This window comes from Actinomadura madurae (genome assembly GCF_047130825.1).
GTDB classification, from domain to species: Bacteria; Actinomycetota; Actinomycetes; order Streptosporangiales; family Streptosporangiaceae; genus Spirillospora; species Spirillospora madurae.
Genome location: NZ_CP083237.1, coordinates 6,895,844 through 6,912,234, shown reverse-complemented (window position 1 = coordinate 6,912,234; position 16,391 = coordinate 6,895,844). Strand labels below are relative to the sequence as shown.

17 protein-coding genes are annotated in these 16,391 nt (G+C 73.1%); 8 read left to right on the top strand and 9 right to left on the bottom strand.

Annotated features, from left to right (window positions below):
• The first annotated feature begins 55 nt into the window (after positions 1–55).
• Positions 56–1,051, top strand: a complete 996-nt coding sequence (locus K8Z49_RS31695; RefSeq protein WP_412515923.1) for a GlxA family transcriptional regulator — start codon at positions 56–58, stop codon at positions 1,049–1,051.
• A gap of 179 nt (positions 1,052–1,230) precedes the next feature.
• On the opposite strand, the gene K8Z49_RS31690 is transcribed toward K8Z49_RS31695, so the two are convergent.
• Positions 1,231–1,941, bottom strand: coding sequence for a choice-of-anchor P family protein (locus tag K8Z49_RS31690; RefSeq protein WP_152564048.1), 711 nt, complete (start codon positions 1,939–1,941; stop codon positions 1,231–1,233).
• A 65-nt stretch (positions 1,942–2,006) separates the two neighbouring features.
• Positions 2,007–2,792 (bottom strand): L,D-transpeptidase, encoded by a 786-nt coding sequence (locus K8Z49_RS31685; protein WP_021597385.1) that lies wholly within the window; start codon positions 2,790–2,792, stop codon positions 2,007–2,009.
• Positions 2,793–3,016: 224 nt separating this feature from the next.
• Between K8Z49_RS31685 and K8Z49_RS31680 the strand changes: the two genes are divergently transcribed.
• Positions 3,017–3,565 carry a YceI family protein gene (locus K8Z49_RS31680; protein WP_021597386.1) on the top strand — a complete coding sequence of 183 codons (549 nt, stop codon included), beginning with the start codon at positions 3,017–3,019 and terminating at the stop codon, positions 3,563–3,565.
• Positions 3,566–3,611: 46 nt separating this feature from the next.
• Here K8Z49_RS31680 and K8Z49_RS31675 read toward each other — a convergent pair whose 3' ends face one another.
• A complete protein-coding gene (locus K8Z49_RS31675; RefSeq protein WP_412515922.1) occupies positions 3,612–4,955 on the bottom strand; it encodes a sensor histidine kinase in 1,344 nt (447 codons plus the stop codon).
• Positions 4,956–5,113: 158 nt separating this feature from the next.
• Here K8Z49_RS31675 and K8Z49_RS31670 point away from each other — a divergent pair, with 158 nt between their 5' ends.
• The 4 genes from K8Z49_RS31670 (at position 5,114) to K8Z49_RS31655 (ending at position 10,226) form a co-directional block, all read left to right on the top strand.
• Entirely contained in the window at positions 5,114–6,589 is a 1,476-nt protein-coding gene (locus tag K8Z49_RS31670; RefSeq protein ID WP_021597388.1) for a glutamate--cysteine ligase, read from the top strand.
• Positions 6,590–6,661: 72 nt separating this feature from the next.
• Positions 6,662–7,348, top strand: coding sequence for a response regulator transcription factor (locus K8Z49_RS31665; protein ID WP_412515921.1), 687 nt, complete (start codon positions 6,662–6,664; stop codon positions 7,346–7,348).
• A complete protein-coding gene (locus K8Z49_RS31660; protein ID WP_021597390.1) occupies positions 7,345–8,394 on the top strand; it encodes a HAMP domain-containing sensor histidine kinase in 1,050 nt (349 codons plus the stop codon). The genes K8Z49_RS31665 and K8Z49_RS31660 overlap by 4 nt, the downstream gene beginning before the upstream one ends.
• Positions 8,391–10,226 (top strand): DUF4153 domain-containing protein, encoded by a 1,836-nt coding sequence (locus tag K8Z49_RS31655; protein ID WP_412515920.1) that lies wholly within the window; start codon positions 8,391–8,393, stop codon positions 10,224–10,226. The genes K8Z49_RS31660 and K8Z49_RS31655 overlap by 4 nt, the downstream gene beginning before the upstream one ends.
• Here the strand turns inward: K8Z49_RS31655 and K8Z49_RS31650 are convergent.
• Both K8Z49_RS31650 and K8Z49_RS31645 read right to left on the bottom strand, forming a co-directional pair.
• A complete protein-coding gene (locus K8Z49_RS31650) occupies positions 10,204–10,758 on the bottom strand; it encodes an NUDIX domain-containing protein (protein WP_021598639.1) in 555 nt (184 codons plus the stop codon). The two genes, K8Z49_RS31655 and K8Z49_RS31650, sit on opposite strands and share 23 nt — an antisense overlap.
• A gap of 7 nt (positions 10,759–10,765) precedes the next feature.
• Complete coding sequence (locus K8Z49_RS31645; RefSeq protein WP_021598640.1) at positions 10,766–11,515, bottom strand: GntR family transcriptional regulator; 750 nt, start codon at positions 11,513–11,515, stop codon at positions 10,766–10,768.
• Positions 11,516–11,669: 154 nt separating this feature from the next.
• Between K8Z49_RS31645 and K8Z49_RS31640 the strand changes: the two genes are divergently transcribed.
• On the top strand, positions 11,670–11,930 hold the full coding sequence (locus K8Z49_RS31640) for a hypothetical protein (RefSeq protein ID WP_250359556.1): 261 nt from the start codon (positions 11,670–11,672) through the stop codon (positions 11,928–11,930).
• Here the strand turns inward: K8Z49_RS31640 and K8Z49_RS31635 are convergent.
• The gene (locus K8Z49_RS31635) at positions 11,911–13,119 is read right to left on the bottom strand and encodes a helix-turn-helix domain-containing protein (protein WP_235206472.1); all 1,209 of its coding nucleotides are present in this window, start codon (positions 13,117–13,119) and stop codon (positions 11,911–11,913) included. The genes K8Z49_RS31640 and K8Z49_RS31635 overlap by 20 nt on opposite strands.
• 310 nt (positions 13,120–13,429) lie before the next feature.
• On the opposite strand from K8Z49_RS31635, the gene K8Z49_RS31630 reads away from it, so the two are divergent.
• A complete protein-coding gene (locus tag K8Z49_RS31630) occupies positions 13,430–15,052 on the top strand; it encodes a cytochrome b (RefSeq protein ID WP_021598643.1) in 1,623 nt (540 codons plus the stop codon).
• Here the strand turns inward: K8Z49_RS31630 and K8Z49_RS31625 are convergent.
• The 3 genes from K8Z49_RS31625 to K8Z49_RS31615 are packed head-to-tail and all read right to left on the bottom strand — an operon-like array spanning position 14,973 to position 16,379.
• Positions 14,973–15,254, bottom strand: coding sequence for a zf-HC2 domain-containing protein (locus K8Z49_RS31625; RefSeq protein WP_146877543.1), 282 nt, complete (start codon positions 15,252–15,254; stop codon positions 14,973–14,975). The two genes, K8Z49_RS31630 and K8Z49_RS31625, sit on opposite strands and share 80 nt — an antisense overlap.
• Entirely contained in the window at positions 15,251–15,949 is a 699-nt protein-coding gene (locus K8Z49_RS31620) for a cytochrome b/b6 domain-containing protein (RefSeq protein WP_412515919.1), read from the bottom strand. The genes K8Z49_RS31625 and K8Z49_RS31620 overlap by 4 nt, the downstream gene beginning before the upstream one ends.
• Positions 15,939–16,379, bottom strand: a complete 441-nt coding sequence (locus tag K8Z49_RS31615) for a hypothetical protein (RefSeq protein WP_412515918.1) — start codon at positions 16,377–16,379, stop codon at positions 15,939–15,941. The genes K8Z49_RS31620 and K8Z49_RS31615 overlap by 11 nt, the downstream gene beginning before the upstream one ends.
• Between the last annotated feature and the right edge of the window lie 12 nt (positions 16,380–16,391).

The following is a 16,391-nucleotide window of genomic DNA, read 5'->3' as shown; positions in this document are numbered from 1 at the left end:
AGATCGCCATTTACAGGGGTAATCTCGCCACCTGCGACCATGACAGGGAGGACGTGTGAGTGCGCTTCGCGTCGGTGTGCTGGCCTATCCGGGCTGCTTCGCGTCCGAGGTGTTCGGCGTACCCGACCTGCTCACCATGGCGGCGCACGTGGCCGGCCCGGACCGCGCCGGATACGAGGTGTCGATCGTCTCGCACCGCCGCCGGGTCGTCGCGTCCGGTGGCGTCGCGCTGGCCGTCTCTCCCCCGCGCGAGGTCGACGTCCTCGTCGTGCCCGGGTTCGAGCTCCACCCGGGTCTGGACGTGGACGCCGTGCTCGCGTCCCTGTCCACCGAGATCGCGGCGATCCGCTCGCACGCCGCCCGGGGCGACGCCGTCGTCTCGATCTGCGTCGGCGCGTTCCTGCTCGCCGAGGCCGGGCTTCTCGACCGGCGCCGGGCCACGACCGCGTGGCTCTTCGCGGACGAGCTGGCCCGCCGGTGCCCGGACGCCGACGTCAGCCCCGACCACCTCGTGGTCACCGACACGGGGGTGACGACGACCGCCGCCTTCAGCGCGATGTACGACTTCGCACTGGAACTGATCCGCCGCCACAGCGGCGCCGGCGTGGCGCGGACGACCGCGAGGATGGCGCTCGTGGACGACGCGCGTTCGTCGCAGTCCCCGTACGTCGACGCCCGAGTCCTCCCGCAGCCCGGAGACGAGTTCTCCCGCCGGGTCATGCGGTGGCTCGACCAGAACCTCGCCTCCCGCTACGACCTCGCGGCGTTGTCGGCCGCGTTCAACGTCAGCCCGCGGACGCTGCTGCGGCGCTTCGCCCGCGAGACCGGCCGGAGCCCCCTCGACTACCTGCAGTCGTCGCGCGTCCGCCGAGCCCGCCGCCTCCTGGAGACCACGGACCGGTCGGTCGCCCACATATCCGCCACGGTCGGCTACCGGGATGCCGGGACCTTCGCCGCCCTCTTCGCGAAGCACACCGGCAAGCGTCCCAGGGATTACCGCACGACGTTCCGGCGCAACGCACGTCCCCTGGATCAGGAATCAGACATCTGACGCTGGGCAGAGGCCAGATCCTCGATGCGCCGGCGCAGCCCACCGGCGCTCGGAATCTCACCCGAGGACCGCGCCTGCGATGCCGGTCGGCCGCTCCGCAGGGCCTGATCAACGATCCAGGAGGCGGGGGTGGCGGGCAAGGGCCCGCGCCGCCGGGATGCGCGGGCCCTTGCGGACGGTCAGCCGGTGACGGGGAGGTCGCCGGGGATCGGGGTCGGGGTCGGGGCCTCGCCCGGCGGGGTGGCCGGGGAGGACGGGGTGCCCGGGTCGGACGGCTGGCCCGGCTGTCCGGGCTGGCCCGGCTGTCCGGCCTTGCCGCAGGTGGCGGACGCGATGCTGATCGTCTGGGTCTTGCCGGCGATGGTCGCGCTCACCTCGATGGCCGTGACCGTGAGGGTGCCGTCCTTGTCGCGGACGTGCCTGTTCAGCGTGACCGTGGCGTTGCCGAGCTGGGGCACGGTGACGTTGACGGTCGTGTTGGGCGTCGCGGCGGCCTTCAGCGTCCGGCCGTTCAGCTTCGCCTTGACCAGGTGGGAGATGCCGTTGCCGTTCTCGCACTTGGCGGTGACGGCGCTCGCGGAGAGGCCGAGCCGCGCGACCTTCACGTCGGCGACGGACGCCCGCGCGTGCCCGGACCAGGCGGCGGCGTTCAGCAGCCGGGCCTCGACCAGCGGGTTGGCGGGCAGCTCGGCGACGCTCTTGCGCTCCGGCTGCTGGGCGGTGGACGTCACCGACGGGGTCGCCGGGATGGCGACCGCGCCGGTAGCGGAGATCGCGAAGGCCGAGCCGGCGCCGCCGCTGGTGGCGGACGCGGCGGGGGCGCCCAGCGTGAACGGCAGGGCCAGCGCGCCGGCGACGGCCGCGCACTTGGCGAATGACTGCAAACGCACGATATTTCTCCTTCGGGGTTCCGTGTTTCGAGGGGTCGAGCGGGACCGGCCGGGCGGCCGGACGTCTATTCCGTGATGTGGACGGGCGTGCCGAGCGGCACCTTCGCGAGCTGCTTCAGCGCGTCCGCGGGCACGCGCACGCAGCCGTGCGTGACGGCCTTGCCGAAGACGGATTTCGATGGCCAGCCGTGGAACGCGACCGTCCCGGGGCCGCCGCCGAAGGTGTCGAGGGTGGCGGAGTGGGCGCCGACCGGCAGGATCAGCGGGCTGTAGGTCGGCTTCTCGGGAGCCAGGGAGGCGAGCAGGAACGTCCGCCCGGTGGGGGTGGGGGTCTTCGGCGCGCCGACGGCCACGGACCAGGCACCGGCCTTGCGGCCGCCGCGGGACAGGGTCAGCCGCCGGTCGCTCAGGTCGACCTTGATGGCGCCGGAGCTGCGCGCGGCCTTGAGCCCGGAGTCGGGGATCCAGCCCGTCACGCCGTTCGGGCGGCTCGGGAGCAGGACCCGCCGCCAGCCGGGCCGCGACTCGAGGACGGGCACCCAGGTGGGACCCTTCAGCTGGGTGCTGGGCAGTTCCGCCACGGCGGGGGCGCCGGGCTTGGCGGACACCGGGACGGTCGCGTCCGGGTGCACCACCGTGCCGTCCGTCGTGCCGGACGGCGCCGAGTCGCGCGGCAGGTCGTTCAGCGTCGTGTAGGTGGTCGCCTGCGGCAGCTTGTCCGAGGCGCCCGCGGGCGACGCGCCGCCGCCCGGCCCGGGGTGGTCACCTCCTCCGCATCCGGTCACGAGCAGGGCCGTCACCAGCAGTGCCGGGGCCGCCGTCCGGGCGGCGCGCGGTGGTTCGTCGCTCACGAAGACTCCAAGTGATCCGCCGGAGGGGGCTCCGGCTCGCCTCTGTGCCCGCTGTCTACGCACGAGGCCCCGGCGGGGTTGCACGGTGTGCGGGCCAAGTTGCAGGGTGTGATTCGCCGGTTTCGGTGGACCACCCGGAACAATCCGGGATTGACATGTGTTTGAACCCTCAACTAACCTTCGACAGTCGTTGAAGTTTCAAGCACCTTCCCTGAGGAGCCAGCATGAGCATCGCCGCCGTCGCCCCCGAGCTGACCGCCGGTACCTGGAACATCGACCCCGTCCACTCCGAGGTCACCTTCGTGATCCGGCACCTGATGACCAAGGTGCGGGGCGTGTTCACCGACTTCACCGGAACCGTGCAGATCGCGGAGGAACTCTCCGAGTCCACCGCCACGGCGGAGATCAAGGTCGCCTCGATCGACACCCGCAACCCCGACCGGGACGCGCACATGCGGACGGCCGAGGTCCTGGACGCGGAGAAGTACCCCGTCATGACGTTCGCGACCAAGGGCGTCCGGGCCGAGGGCGGCGAGTACTTCCTGGACGGCGAGCTGACGATCAAGGACGTGACCCGCCCGGTCGCGCTGTCCGTCGAGTTCAACGGCGTCGCCGAGGACCCCTGGGGCGGGACGCGCGCCGGGTTCTCCGCCGCGGTCTCGATCAGCCGCAAGGACTGGGGCATCGAGTTCAATGTGCCGCTGAAGGGCGAGAAGGCGCTGCTCAGCGACAAGGTCGACATCCAGCTGGAGGTCCAGGCCGTCCGCGCCTGAGCCTCCGCGCCGCGAGGGGCCGTCCGTTCACGGGCGGCCCCTCGCGCTATTCGAGGGGCAGCCGGAGGGCGAAGCGGGCCCCGGACGGGTGGTCCTCGACCCGCAGCGTCCCGCCGTGCGCCTGCGCGATCTCGCGGGCGATCGCGAGGCCGAGGCCGGTGCCGCCGGCGTCGCGGCTGCGTGCGGTGTCCAGCCGGGTGAAGCGCTCGAAGACGCGCTCCCGGTCGGCGGGCGCGATGCCCGCGCCGTCGTCGGTGACGGTCAGCAGCGCCAGGCCGTCCGCCGCGGACAGCTCCACCGTGATCCGCGTGTCGGCGTAGCGCTCGGCGTTGTCCAGCAGGTTCCCGAGCAGGCGGACGAGCTGCATGCGCACGCCGCGGACCGTGACGCCGCCGGCGATCTCCGTGACGATCTTCAGCGTGAAGGCGCGGCGGCCGATCTCGGCCTCCGCCAGCTCGGACAGGTCGACCGGGCGCTGCACCGCCGTCCCGCCGGTGCCGATGCGGGCGAGCAGCAGCAGGTCGGTGACGATCGACTCCAGCCGGTCGGTGTCGCGCAGCGCCGAGCTGACGACTGCCCGCAGGTCGTTGTCCTCCGGGTGCATGGACGCGTCCTCCAGGTTGGCCCGGAGCCCGGCGATCGGGGTGCGCAGCTCGTGCGAGGCGTCGGACGCGAACTGCCGCTGCCGCCCGACGGCGCGCTCCAGCCGGTCGAGCGTCTCGTTCGCGGTCCGGGCGAGCTGGGCGATCTCGTCCTCCCCGGCCGGCTCGGGCACCCGGCGGCTGAGGTCGGTGGCGCTGATCTCGGCGAGCTGCGCGCGGATCGCCTCGACCGGGCCGAGGGTGCGGCCGACGACCCGCCAGGTGACCCACGCGGCGAACCCGGCGAGCAGCAGCACGGCGAGCGCCAGGACCGCCTCCAGCAGACCGTTGACCAGGTAGGACGGCTGCCGGTTCGCCGCGTACACCACGACGGAGTCGGCCGCGGTGCTGACCCGGATGGCCTCGACGACGAAGCACTCGCGGCCCGGCCAGGAGCCGTGGCACGCGGTGAAGTCCCGGACCCGCAGGTTGCTCGACGGCCAGAGTCTGCTCACCGGCGGCCTGTCCGTTGCGGCGGGGGTGGCGTTGGTCACCCGCCCGCCGGGCTCGACGACCTGGACGAGGACGCGCCCCCGGCTGTCGTCGCGGATCGTGCCCTCCAGCGTCCCGTCGCGGACGGCGCCGCTCACCCGCCGGGCGTCGACCTGGGTCTCGCGGAGAAGATCGGCCTCGACCGCGCTGCGCACGGCGTAGTCGGCGCCGATCGCGGTGACGCCGAGGACGAGGGCGGCGATGACGGCGGCGACGAGCGTGTCCCTGGCCCGGATGGAACGGGGGCGCACGCGCATGGACCCTCCTGGCCGACGTCCCGGTCTCCCGGCACAAGGACACACGCTACCGGGCGGTCACGAAACGGGGAGCCCGAAATTCCGCGCCGGGTTTTCACCCTCGCTCACCGGGACATCCCGTTTTATGACGGTTCCTCCGGAGCACCAGGGACGGACACATGGGCAGGGACGTGGCCTCGGTCACCATCAGCGGCGAGGACCGGCGGCGGTATCGCGACAAGGTACGAAGGTGCCTGGACGTGCTGGCCCGCATGCTGGGCGAATCCCAGTTCGACTTCGAGCGGCCCCACATAGGCCTGGAGATCGAGCTCAACCTGATCGACTCGCTGGGCGACCCGCTGATGCGCAACGCGGACGTTCTGAAGGCCATCGCCGACCCCGCCTGGGCGACGGAGCTGGGCCAGTTCAACTTGGAGATCAACATTCCGCCCCGGATCCTCGGCGGCGAGGGCACCGGCGAGCTGGAGAGCGAGGTCCGCGAGCAGCTCGTGCACGCCGACGGCCGCGCCCGCGAGGTGGGCGGCCGGCTCGTCATGATCGGGATCCTGCCGACGCTGCGCAAGACCGACATCGGCGAGGAGTCGCTGTCGGCCAACGCCCGCTACAAGATGCTCAACGACCAGATCTTCGCGGCGCGCGGCGAGGAGATGCGGATCGCGATCGACGGACCCGAGCCGCTGCGCATGCACGCCGACACGATCATCCCCGAGGCCGCGTGCACCAGCGTCCAGTTCCACCTCCAGGTCAGCCCCGACCAGTTCGGCGCCTACTGGAACGCCGCCCAGGCCATCGCGGGCGCCCAGGTCGCCGTCGGCGCCAACTCCCCCTTCCTGTTCGGGCACCGGCTCTGGCACGAGACCCGCATCACCCTGTTCGAGCAGGCCACCGACACCCGCCCGGACGAGCTGAAGACCCAGGGCGTCCGGCCGCGCGTGTGGTTCGGCGAACGCTGGATCACCTCCGTCTTCGACCTGTTCGAGGAGAACACCCGCTACTTCCCGTCCCTGCTGCCCCTGTGCGACGAGGAGGAGCCGCGCGAGGTCCTGGACGAGGGCCGGATCCCCGAGCTCGGCGAGCTGACCCTCCACAACGGGACGATCTACCGCTGGAACCGTCCCATCTACGCCGTCGTGGAGGGCCGGCCGCACCTGCGCGTGGAGAACCGCGTCCTCCCGGCCGGGCCGTCCGTCGCCGACGTCGTCGCCAACGGCGCCTTCTACTACGGCCTCGTCCGGATGCTCGCCGAGGCGGACCGTCCCGTCTGGACGCGCATGTCGTTCGCCACCGCCGAGGAGAACCTGCACCGCGCCGCCCGCGACGGCCTCGAATCGACGCTCTACTGGCCCGGCATGGGCGAGGTGCCCGCACCCGAGCTCATCCTGCGCAAGCTGCTCCCCCTCGCCCACGAGGGCCTCGACCGCTGGGGCGTCGACCCCGTCCGCCGCGACCACCTGCTCGGTATCATCGAGCGGCGCTGCGTCACCGGGCGGACCGGCGCCGCCTGGCAGATCGGCACCGTCGGCCTCCTCGAAGAGCAGCACGGCCTGTCCCGCCACGACGCGCTGCGCATGATGACCCGCTCCTACGCCGAGCATCTGCGCGGCAACGACCCCGTCCACACGTGGGAGATCTGACCCGGAGATCTTCACAAGTCCTGCACACATCGCACCCGGCGCGTGCATACCGGGCTTCTAGAGTCGGGTTCCGTGACCGAGAACGAGACGCGCGTCCTCGTCGTGGAGGACGAGCCGACCATCGCGCGCGCGGTGGCCGACCGGCTCACGGCCGAGGGCTTCGCCGTCGAGGTGGCCGGTGACGGGCCCTCGGCGGTCGAGCGCGCCCGCGGGTACCGGCCGCACCTGATCGTCCTGGACGTCATGCTGCCCGGGTTCGACGGGCTGGAGGTCTGCCGCCGCGTCCAGGCGGAACGTCCCGTGCCGGTGCTGATGCTGACGGCCCGCGACGACGAGACGGACCTGCTCGTCGGCCTCGGCGTCGGCGCGGACGACTACGTGACCAAGCCGTTCAGCATGCGGGAGCTGGTCGCTCGCATCCGCGCCGTGCTGCGGCGCGTCGAGCGGCCCGCGATCGACGCCGCGGACGAGCCGGTGCGGCTCGGCGACCTGGAGGTCGACCAGCGGGCGCGGCGCGTCCGCCGGGACGGCCGCGAGGTGCACCTCACGCCCACCGAGTTCGACCTGCTCGCCTGCCTGCTGCGTAACCGCGGGACGGTGCTGACCCGCACCGTCCTGCTCGAACAGGTCTGGGACTGGGCGGACGCGTCCGGCACCCGCGTCGTGGACAGCCACGTCAAGGCGCTGCGCCGCAAGCTCGGCCAGGGGCTGATCCGGACCGTGCACGGCGTCGGCTACAGCATGGAGGCGGCCCCGTGAACGCCGCCATCCACAGGCTGTGGGCGAGGCTGCCCCGCCCGCTGGACCCGCTCCGCTCGATCAAGGTGAAGTTCGGCGTCGTGGTGGTCGTCACCGCCTGCGTCGCCGTGCTGATCGTGCTGTGGGGCTACCCGCTGGGGTTCCGGGCCCGGCAGACGCTGCCGGTCGGCGTCCTCATCTCCCTGGTCGTCATCCAGCTGCTCGCGCACGGCATGACCGCGCCGCTGCGCGAGATGACGGCGGCGGCGCGGGCCATGGCGCGCGGCGACTACAGCCGCCGGGTGCGGGCCACGTCCCGGGACGAGGTCGGCGAGCTGGCGCAGGCGTTCAACCGGATGGCCGCCGACCTCGCCGAGGTCGACCGGCAGCGCCGCGAGTTCGTCGCGAACGTCTCGCACGAGCTGCGCACCCCGATCAGCGCGCTGCGGGCCGTCCTGGAGAACGTCGCGGACGGCGTCACGCCCGCGACGCCGGACGTCCTGCAGACCGCCCTCGACCAGACCGAGCGGCTCGGCCGCCTCGTCACGCAGCTCCTCGACCTGTCGCGGGTCGAGGCCGGGGCGGCGGTCCTGGACGTCACCGACATCGACATCGCCGCGTTCGTCGCCGACGTCGTCGCGGAGGCGGGCGCGGGCCACCCGGACGCGGTCTTCGAACCCGACGTCACGCCGGGCCTGCGCGCCGCCGCCGACCGCGACCGCCTCCACCAGGTCGTCGCGAACCTGCTCGACAACGCCGCCCGGCACGGCGCGGGCAAGCCCGTCACCGTCACGGCCCGGCCACCCGGGAACGGGCAGGGCGGTCTCGTCATCGAAGTCACCGATGAGGGCCCTGGCATCCCGCCCGAAGAGCGCGACCGCGTCTTCGAGCGCTTCTCCCGCGGCGCGGCGTCCGGCACGGGCACGCCCGGCGGCGGCACGGGCCTCGGCCTCACCATCGCGAGCTGGGCCACCGACCTGCACGGCGGCGACATCACCGTCCTCGACACCCCGACCGGCTGCCGCATCCGCGTCGTGATCCCCCCGATCTTTGGAGAACCCGCATGACGAACCCACCGCAGGACCCGCCCGAGAAGTCGCCCGAGAAGTCGCCCGACCCCGGCGAACCCCCGGCGAACGCCCCCGCCGGCAGCCCCGGCAAGGTCGTGGCGGGCGCCTCCGCGGGGGAGGCCGGCACCGCCGCGAAGGCGCCCGGCGCGGCCGCGGCGCCGCCGGGTACCAGGCAGGCGGGGTGGGCCGCGCCTCAGCAGGCGGCGGGCGGCCCCCCGGTGGCGGCGCCGCACGGGGTGAATCCGTTCGCGCAGCGGCCCGGGTATCCGCCGCCGCAGCCGTTCGTCTACACGCCGACCAAGCTGGAGAAGGCGCTCACCTCGTGGAAGCAGCCCTCGCGGGCGATGTCGCCGGCGCTCGTCGCGGGCGCCGTCGTCACCGCGGTCATCGGGGCGGCCACGCTCGGCCCGGCCCTGATGAACGGCCTCGGCGTCGGCGTCCTCATCGCCGCGGCCGCCGTCGCCTACCTGGCGGGCGCGTCGATGTGGTCGGCGGGACGGATCGCGCGCCCGGCCTCCGCGAAGTACGGGCGGCTCGCGCGGCTGAACCGGACCGGCATCGCGTTCGTGCTGCTGGCGGTCGCGCTGTCCGCGACCGCCGCCGTCCGGGACGCGCCGTGGGTCGTCGCCCCGGCGCTCCTGCTCGCGATCGCCGTCGGCTCGTACGGGACGGCCGGCGGGCGGTCCTGGGCGGAGGTGCTGTGCGGCGGGCTCGCCGTCCTGCCGGCGGGCGCCCTGATGATGCCGTGGACGGCGCGCGGCGCCTACGGGGCGGCGACGTCCGGGCGGCGCAACACCTGGCCGGTCATCCGGACCGGGCTGATCGCGGCCGGGCTGATCGCGGTCTTCGGCGCGCTGTTCGTCGGCGCGGACGCGGCGTTCGGGAGCCTCGCCGAGGGGCTCGTCCCGGAGGTCTCGCCGGGCACCGTCTTCGTCCACGGGTTCGCGGGCGGCATCACGCTGGTGCTCGCGTGCGCCGGCGCGTTCCTCGGGCAGGCGCCGCCGCCGCTGCACATGCTGATCCCCGAGCGGGCCAAGCCGGCGGGCCGCTGGTCCTGGGCCGTGCCGATCGCCGCGCTCGACCTGCTGTTCCTGGTGTTCTGCGCGATCCAGGCGGGCGTCTTCCTGGCCGACGACAAGGACGAGCTGCTCCGCTCCACCGGCCTCACCTACGCCGAGTACGCGCGGCAGGGGTTCTTCCAGCTCGTCGTCGTCACCGTGCTCGTCCTCGTGGTCGTCGCCGTGGCGAAGCGGTACGCGCCGGCCGCGAGCCGCGCCGACCGCGTCACCGTCCAGGCCCTGCTGGGGCTGCTCTGCGCGCTGACGCTGGTCGTCGTCGCCGTCGCCCTGCGCCGCCTGTACCTGTACGAGGAGACCTACGGCTGGACGAGGCTGCGCCTGTGGGTGCACGCCTTCGAGTTCTGGCTCGGCTTCGTCGTGGTGCTGGTGGCCGTCGCCGGAATCATGAAGGGCCGCGTCGCCTGGCTGCCGCGCGCGGTCGCCGCGAGCGGCGCCGTCGCGATGATCGCGCTGGCGGGGATCAACCCGGACGGGTTCATCGCCGAGCACAACGTCTCCCGGTACTCCGACACCGGGAAGATCGACATCGTGTACCTGCGGAACCTGTCCGCCGACGCCGTTCCCGCCCTGGACCGGCTGCCCGAGCCTCTGCGGTCGTGCACGCTGCGCGGGGTCGCCTTCGATCTGCGGGAGGGCGACGCGGCGATGAGCACGAACCTCGCCCGGGAGCGGGCCCGCGAGATCCTGAAGGAGCGTCCTGCCGGCACCGCGACGAACTGCGCCGACTCTAGCCTGTCGACTCGATCGTGAGGAGGGCGTACGCGGCGACCGTCGAGTCGTCGGTGATGCGGCCGTCCCGGATCAGCGCCTTGAACTCCTCCCGGGACACCCACTTCTGCCGCATGTCCTGCTCCTCGGGCTCGCGGTCGGTCTCCCCCGCCTCCAGGTCGGACGCGACGAAGATGTTGAAGCCCTGCCCGCTCGTCCCGTGCGAGCAGTTCAGGTAGCCGAGATGCGTCAGCGTCCCGGCGCGCAGGCCGGTCTCCTGCGCCAGCTCCAGCCGGGCGAGCTCCTCCGGATCGGCGTCCCGCCGGCCGGGGAGCGAGCCCTGCGGGAAGCTCCACGTCCGCTTGCCGATCGGGTACCGGTACTCCTCGACGAGGTGGAACCCGTCGCCCTCGATCGGGATGACCAGCACGAAGTCGGGCTTGTCGATGACGCCGTAGATGCCGCGCGAGCCGTCCAGCCGCTCGACCTCGTCCTCCCGGACGACCATCCACGGGTTCTCGTACACCACCCGCGTGCCGACCTGGCGGACCGCGGGCCCGTTCCCTTCGCTCATCTGGTGCTCACGCTCCCGACCCGTAGCGGTACACGAGTTCGTGCCGGTCGCCGACCACCACCCGGTGGGTGACCTCGACGACACGGCCATCCTGGTCGTAGGCGCGGCGCCACAGCGTCAGGACGGGCTGGTCGGGACCGATCTCCAGCCGCTCCTGCTCGTCCGCGCGGGGGAGCCGGCACGTCACCGACTCCTCGAAGGTGATGCGGTGCCCCGCCTCCTCAAGTCGGGAGTAGATGCCGCCCGGCCCGGTGTTGACCTCCCGCAGCACCGGGATCCGCTCGACGACGTCCAGGATCACCCAGGTCGTCGCCGTCTGGACGGGCGGCCCGCCCTCGACGCCCTGGAGGCGGTCGCGTTCCAGCACGCGGGTGCCGGGCGGGACGTCCAGCCGGGGCGCGAGCCGCTCGCCGGCCTCGACCTCCCGGACGGTCGTGCGGGTGAACGGCCGGTGCCCGCCCTTCCGCGCCGACACGTGGAACCCGCGCCACTCGCCGACCTGCCGGGTGATGTCGGCCGCCGCGCGCCGCACCTTCGGCGCCGTCCGCACCTGCGCGCCCGCGCCGTGCCGCAGCTCGACCAGGCCCTGGTCGGCCAGCATCCGCAGCGCCCGCCGGACGGTCGAGCGGTCGGCCCCGTAGGCGCGCGCCAGCTCCCGCTCGGACGGCAGCCAGGCCCCCGGGTCCAGCTCGCCCTCGACGATGCGGGCGGCGAGCGCGTTGCCGATCGCCTGTGCCTTCGTGGGGGGTCGCGGCATATCAGATCCTGCTCCGGGGTCACTGCGTTGACCTCACACCGTACAGATCCCCGCCGCGCCGGGGCCCTCTTGGGGTTCTGCCGAACGCGTTGTGGGCGGTGGTTGGTCGTCCTATGGTAGACCTACCATAGGCCGACCGAGGGAGTCCCGCGTGATGTCGGTGTCCATGTGCATGCCCGGCTGGCACAGCGAACGCTCGAGCAGGGGCCTGCGGGCCACCCGCGTCACGCCGCTGTCGGACTACCAGCTGCTCAACGGCTGCCTTGAGGAGATCGTCGCCGCGGACGAGGGCGAGCTGTGGCTGCTGTGCGACGCGCAGACCCGGCTGGCCGAGCGCGTCGCCACCGCCGAGCGGCTGCGGTCGTCCCGGCGGACCCGGTCCGAGCGGGGGCCGGTCAGCTCCGCCGGAGGCTGACCACCTCGCCGGAGTCGCCGACGGCCTCCCGGGCGGGCGGGATGATCCGCTCGCCCGCGTTGTCGGCCAGCAGCGCGCGGGCGCGCAGCACGATCTCCAGGTCGAAGCGCAGGTCCGGGTCGAGCAACTGGTCGCCGAACAGCTCCTCCAGCTGGCGCAGCCGGTACCGGACGGTCTGCGGGTGGACGTGCAGCCGCATCGCGACCTCGTTGGCGTTGCGGCCCGACTGGAGCCAGGCCAGCAGCGTCTCGGCGAGCCGGTCCTGCTGGCTGGCCCGCAGGTGCGCGAGCGGCGCGAGCCGCAGGTCGGCGAGCGAGGTGATGAGCCCCTCGTCCTGGAACAGGATCAGCGTGGACATGTGCTCCACGCTCCGGATCACGCCGCTCTCCGCCTCGATCACGCCGCGCTGGACGAGGCACAGCGTCTTGCGCGCCCACTGGATCGAGCGCGCCGCCTCCATCAGCGGGACGGTCGGGCCGACGACCGCGAGCGTCCCGGCCAGGGCCCGGTCGACGAGCTTGGCGCGGCCGGGGCCGTCCGGGTCGGGAATGATCAGGCTGGGCGTGCGGCGGGTCAGGTCGGCGAGCACGTCGGGCGGGAACGCGGGCTGCCGGGTGTCCTGGTGGTGCCGGCCGAGCGCGACCGCGGCGATCGTCCGCGGGACGGGCCAGTGCGCGGCGGCGGCGAGGTCGGCGATGGCCTCCTGGGCGGCGGGCGGGTCGGCGAACAGCAGGTCGAGCAGGCGCTTGCGGCGGCGCTGCATCTCGCCCGCGACGGCCGCCTTGGCCTGGGAGAAGCCCTCGGCGGCGGCGTGCGCCAGCTCGTCCTGGAACTGCATGAGGACCTCGCCGACGGCGCCGAGCGTGCGCGGCGAGACCTTCAGGGCCTCGGCGCCCTCGGTCATCCGGCGCCAGGCCACCACGCCGCCGACCCGCATCGCGGTCTGCATGGCGTCGAGGCTGCGCCCCTCGCCCGCCTCGCCGCGGCCGATGGCGCGGAAGAAGTCGGTCACCGGGGCCGGATCATGGCCGGGATCGGCCACCCGGTCGACGAAGTAGTGGAGCACGCGCTCGACGGCGAGGCGGAGGGTCCCCGAGTAGGAGCCGTCGCCCGGCCGGTCGTACTCCCTGACGCGCGTCTGGATTTCCTGGATCATGTCGTCCGCCACCTCGTCGAGGTGGGGTCGCATGTGATCCGCCAGTTCTCTCGGCAGATCCGCCCACGGGCGCCCGCTGGTGGTCGAACCGTCGTCCGCCACAGAACCTCCCAGCTCAGTCCCCCTGCGTTGCGCGCCGGACACACGGGGTAATTACTTACTTATGCGACCTATGTGGGGCAAATCATGACCCGTTGCGTGCTCGGGCGCAAAGTCTAGGTCGATATACGACCGGCTCCGGCCGGGTGGTTGAACGGTCCTCCACATTCCCCGGACGCACTGGCCTGACCGCCCGTCCGGTGCGACAGTGAAGGGACGGACGAGTACTCCGTGAGGTGGTCACGTGCCTGCCAACCCCGCCGACCGCGTACCTCCCGAATCCCTGGCCGCCGCGGGCCGGGCCGTCGACGAGCGGTTCGGCGCCGCCGCGTTCGCGCGCAAGTCGCTGCGCAAGGCGTTCCCCGACCACTGGAGCTTCCTGCTCGGCGAGATCGCCATGTACGCGTTCGTCATCGTCCTGCTGACGGGCGTCTACCTGACGCTGTTCTTCGTCCCGAGCCAGAACGAGGTCGTCTACAACGGCTCGTACGGGCCGCTCAAGGGCGTCCGGATGAGCGAGGCGTACGCGTCGACGCTGCACATCAGCTTCGACGTCCGCGGCGGGCTGCTCATGCGGCAGATCCACCACTGGGCGACGAACGTGTTCATGGCCGCGATCGCCATCCACCTGCTGCGCAACTTCTTCACCGGCGCGTTCCGCAAGCCCCGCGAGCTGAACTGGCTCATCGGGATCGTGCTGTTCATGCTCGTCATGGTGAACGGCCTGTTCGGCTACTCGCTGCCGGACGACCTGCTGTCGGGCACCGGCATCCGCATCCTCGAAGGCGTCATCGCCTCGATCCCGCTCGTCGGCTCGTACGCGGTGATGTTCCTGTTCGGCGGCGAGTTCCCGGGGACGGAGATCATCCCGCGGCTCTACGTCATCCACATCCTGCTGATCCCGGGCATCCTCGCGGCGCTGATCCCGCTGCACGCGATCGTCCTCACGTGGCGGCAGACGCACACCCAGTTCCCGGGGAAGGGCAGCTCGAACACGACCGTCCGCGGCTACCCGTTCTTCCCCGTCTTCATCGCCAAGACGACCGCGTTCTTCCTGTGGGTGTTCGCGGCGACCGCGCTGCTGGCGACGTTCTTCCAGATCAACCCGATCTGGCTGTTCGGCCCGTACGACCCGGGCGCGATCAGCTCCGGCTCGCAGCCCGACTGGTACATGGGCTGGCTGGAGGGCGCGCTGCGGATGATGCCCGCCTGGGAGATCAGCGCCTGGGGCCACACGCTGCCGCTGAGCGTCCTCGTCCCCGCGCTCGTCGTGCCGGGCGTGCTGTTCACCGGCCTCGCCGTGTACCCGTTCGCCGAGCGGTGGGTCACGGGCGACCACCGCGTCCACCACCTGCTCGACCGTCCCCGCGACGTCCCCGCCCGGACGGGCATCGGCAGCGCCGGCGTCGTCTTCTACGGGGTCCTCTGGGCGGCCGGCGGCAACGACGTGATCGCCGACCGCTTCGACATCCCGCTGTTCTGGACGACCTGGTTCTTCCGCTGCGCCATCATCCTCGGGCCCGTGCTCGCCTACATCGTCGCGTACCGGATCTGCCTCGGCCTCCAGCACCGCGACGCCGCGCTCGCCCACCACGGCCTGGAGACCGGCATCATCCGGCGTCTCCCGAGCGGCGAGTACATCGAGGTCGAGCGGCCCGCGAGCGAGGAGGGCCTGGCCCCCGTGACCGACCCCCGCCCGCCCGCCGCGGTGGCCCTCGGCCGTCCCGAGACGGAGGGCGTGAGCCCGCCGGAGGCCCGCACCCGCCTCGGCCGCGTGCGCATCGCCCTCAACACCCGCTTCCGCCGCGACCTGGCCTCCCCGCCGGCCCGGGCCGAGGACGACGAGCACAAGGCCCTCCGCCCCTGACCGCCCCGCCGACGGCGCGTCCGGCCGGCCGGCTCCCCCGGAGGACCAGGCTCCGGAGCAGGCCGGCGACCGGGGCGAGATCCGCGATCTCGGCCCGGCACGGCGCGCAGCCCTCCAGGTGGGCGCGCATGCGCGACCGGTCGCCGGGCGGCAGGACGCCGAGGACGTAGGCCCCGGCGTCCGTCCGCGACGGGCAGCTCACGGCCGGTCCCGCCGGCGGCCCCGCGTGCGTTCGAGCCAGCCCGGCCAGAGCCGCCCGGCCACCCGCGCGTCCAGCCGGCCCCCGAGGTGCATCGACCGCCACACGCCGCGGTACCCGGGGAGGACGCCGGAGGCGACGAGGACGTGGCCCGCGATGAGCACCGTGCAGGCGTACGTCGCCCATCTGTGGACGCGGACCAGCACGGCGAACACGGGACCGCCGTGCAGCGTCGCCATCCCCGCACCGGTCCCGATCAGGACGAGCAGGCCGGCCACGAGGAGGACGTTGGCGATTCGCTGACCCGGGTCGAAGTGGCCGTCATGCCGGGCGAACCGTCCGGTCCAGGCCGCCGCGGGCCATCTGAGAAGCCATCGCGCGTCCTCCCGGCGGAACCGCAGCGACTCCACCGCGAACGTGCGCACCGCACGGATCCCCAGGACGAGACCGGCGGCGATGAAGCCCGCCAGCGCCCATCCCGCGTCCTTGTGGAGGGTGGTGTCCGGCGTGTGGAACAGCCTGGCCGCCGGGCTCGGCCGGCCCTCATGCCCGAGGAGCAGCCACCAGCCGGTCGCCAGCAGCAGGAAGACCCCGAGGTAGACGCCCGCGTGGAACCACCGCACGGGCCGGGTGTACCGCTCCACCGTTGCACGCCGGCGCGTCCCCAGTGCGCGCGTGTCCTGCGGCCTAGTAGTCATAGACGCCGCCGCCGCCCGAGCCTCCTCCGCCGGAACCGCCGCTCGTGACGTTCACCTCGACCTCGGCGCTCGCCCCCACCGAGGAGTGGTCGGCGTGCTGGAGCGTCACGCCGATGGTGTGGCGTCCGGCGGGCAGGTCCTCGATCTGGTACGGCGAGGACGTCACGACCGTGTAGTCGTCGGTCTCGCCGTCGATGATGACGTGGACGTGGTCCTTGCCGGACTCCTCGGGGCCGATCTCCTCGCTGCTGCTGAACTCCAGCGTCACCGGCGCCCGCACGTCCGCGCCCGCCGCCGGCGCCTCGATCTTCGCCGACGGACCGCCGCCGCCCCCGCCCGCGGCCTCCAGGCCCGTCTCCGGACTCCCGCCGCACGCGCTCAGCCCGAGCACCGCGGCGGCGACGCCGGCCATCAGGATCTTCGTTCTCACGAGTCGCTCCTC

Bases quoted from the DNA above. Each gene is read 5' to 3' on its own strand.
- K8Z49_RS31680 (WP_021597386.1), top strand. From the start codon at position 3,017: ATGAGCATCGCCGCCGTCGCCCCCGAGCTGACCGCCGGTACCTGGAAC.
- K8Z49_RS31675 (WP_412515922.1), bottom strand. From the start codon at position 4,955: ATGCGCGTGCGCCCCCGTTCCATCCGGGCCAGGGACACGCTCGTCGCC.
- K8Z49_RS31670 (WP_021597388.1), top strand. From the start codon at position 5,114: ATGGGCAGGGACGTGGCCTCGGTCACCATCAGCGGCGAGGACCGGCGG.
- K8Z49_RS31655 (WP_412515920.1), top strand. From the start codon at position 8,391: ATGACGAACCCACCGCAGGACCCGCCCGAGAAGTCGCCCGAGAAGTCG.
- K8Z49_RS31650 (WP_021598639.1), bottom strand. From the start codon at position 10,758: ATGAGCGAAGGGAACGGGCCCGCGGTCCGCCAGGTCGGCACGCGGGTG.
- K8Z49_RS31645 (WP_021598640.1), bottom strand. From the start codon at position 11,515: ATGCCGCGACCCCCCACGAAGGCACAGGCGATCGGCAACGCGCTCGCC.
- K8Z49_RS31640 (WP_250359556.1), top strand. From the start codon at position 11,670: ATGTCGGTGTCCATGTGCATGCCCGGCTGGCACAGCGAACGCTCGAGC.
- K8Z49_RS31635 (WP_235206472.1), bottom strand. From the start codon at position 13,119: ATGCGACCCCACCTCGACGAGGTGGCGGACGACATGATCCAGGAAATC.
- K8Z49_RS31620 (WP_412515919.1), bottom strand. From the start codon at position 15,949: ATGACTACTAGGCCGCAGGACACGCGCGCACTGGGGACGCGCCGGCGT.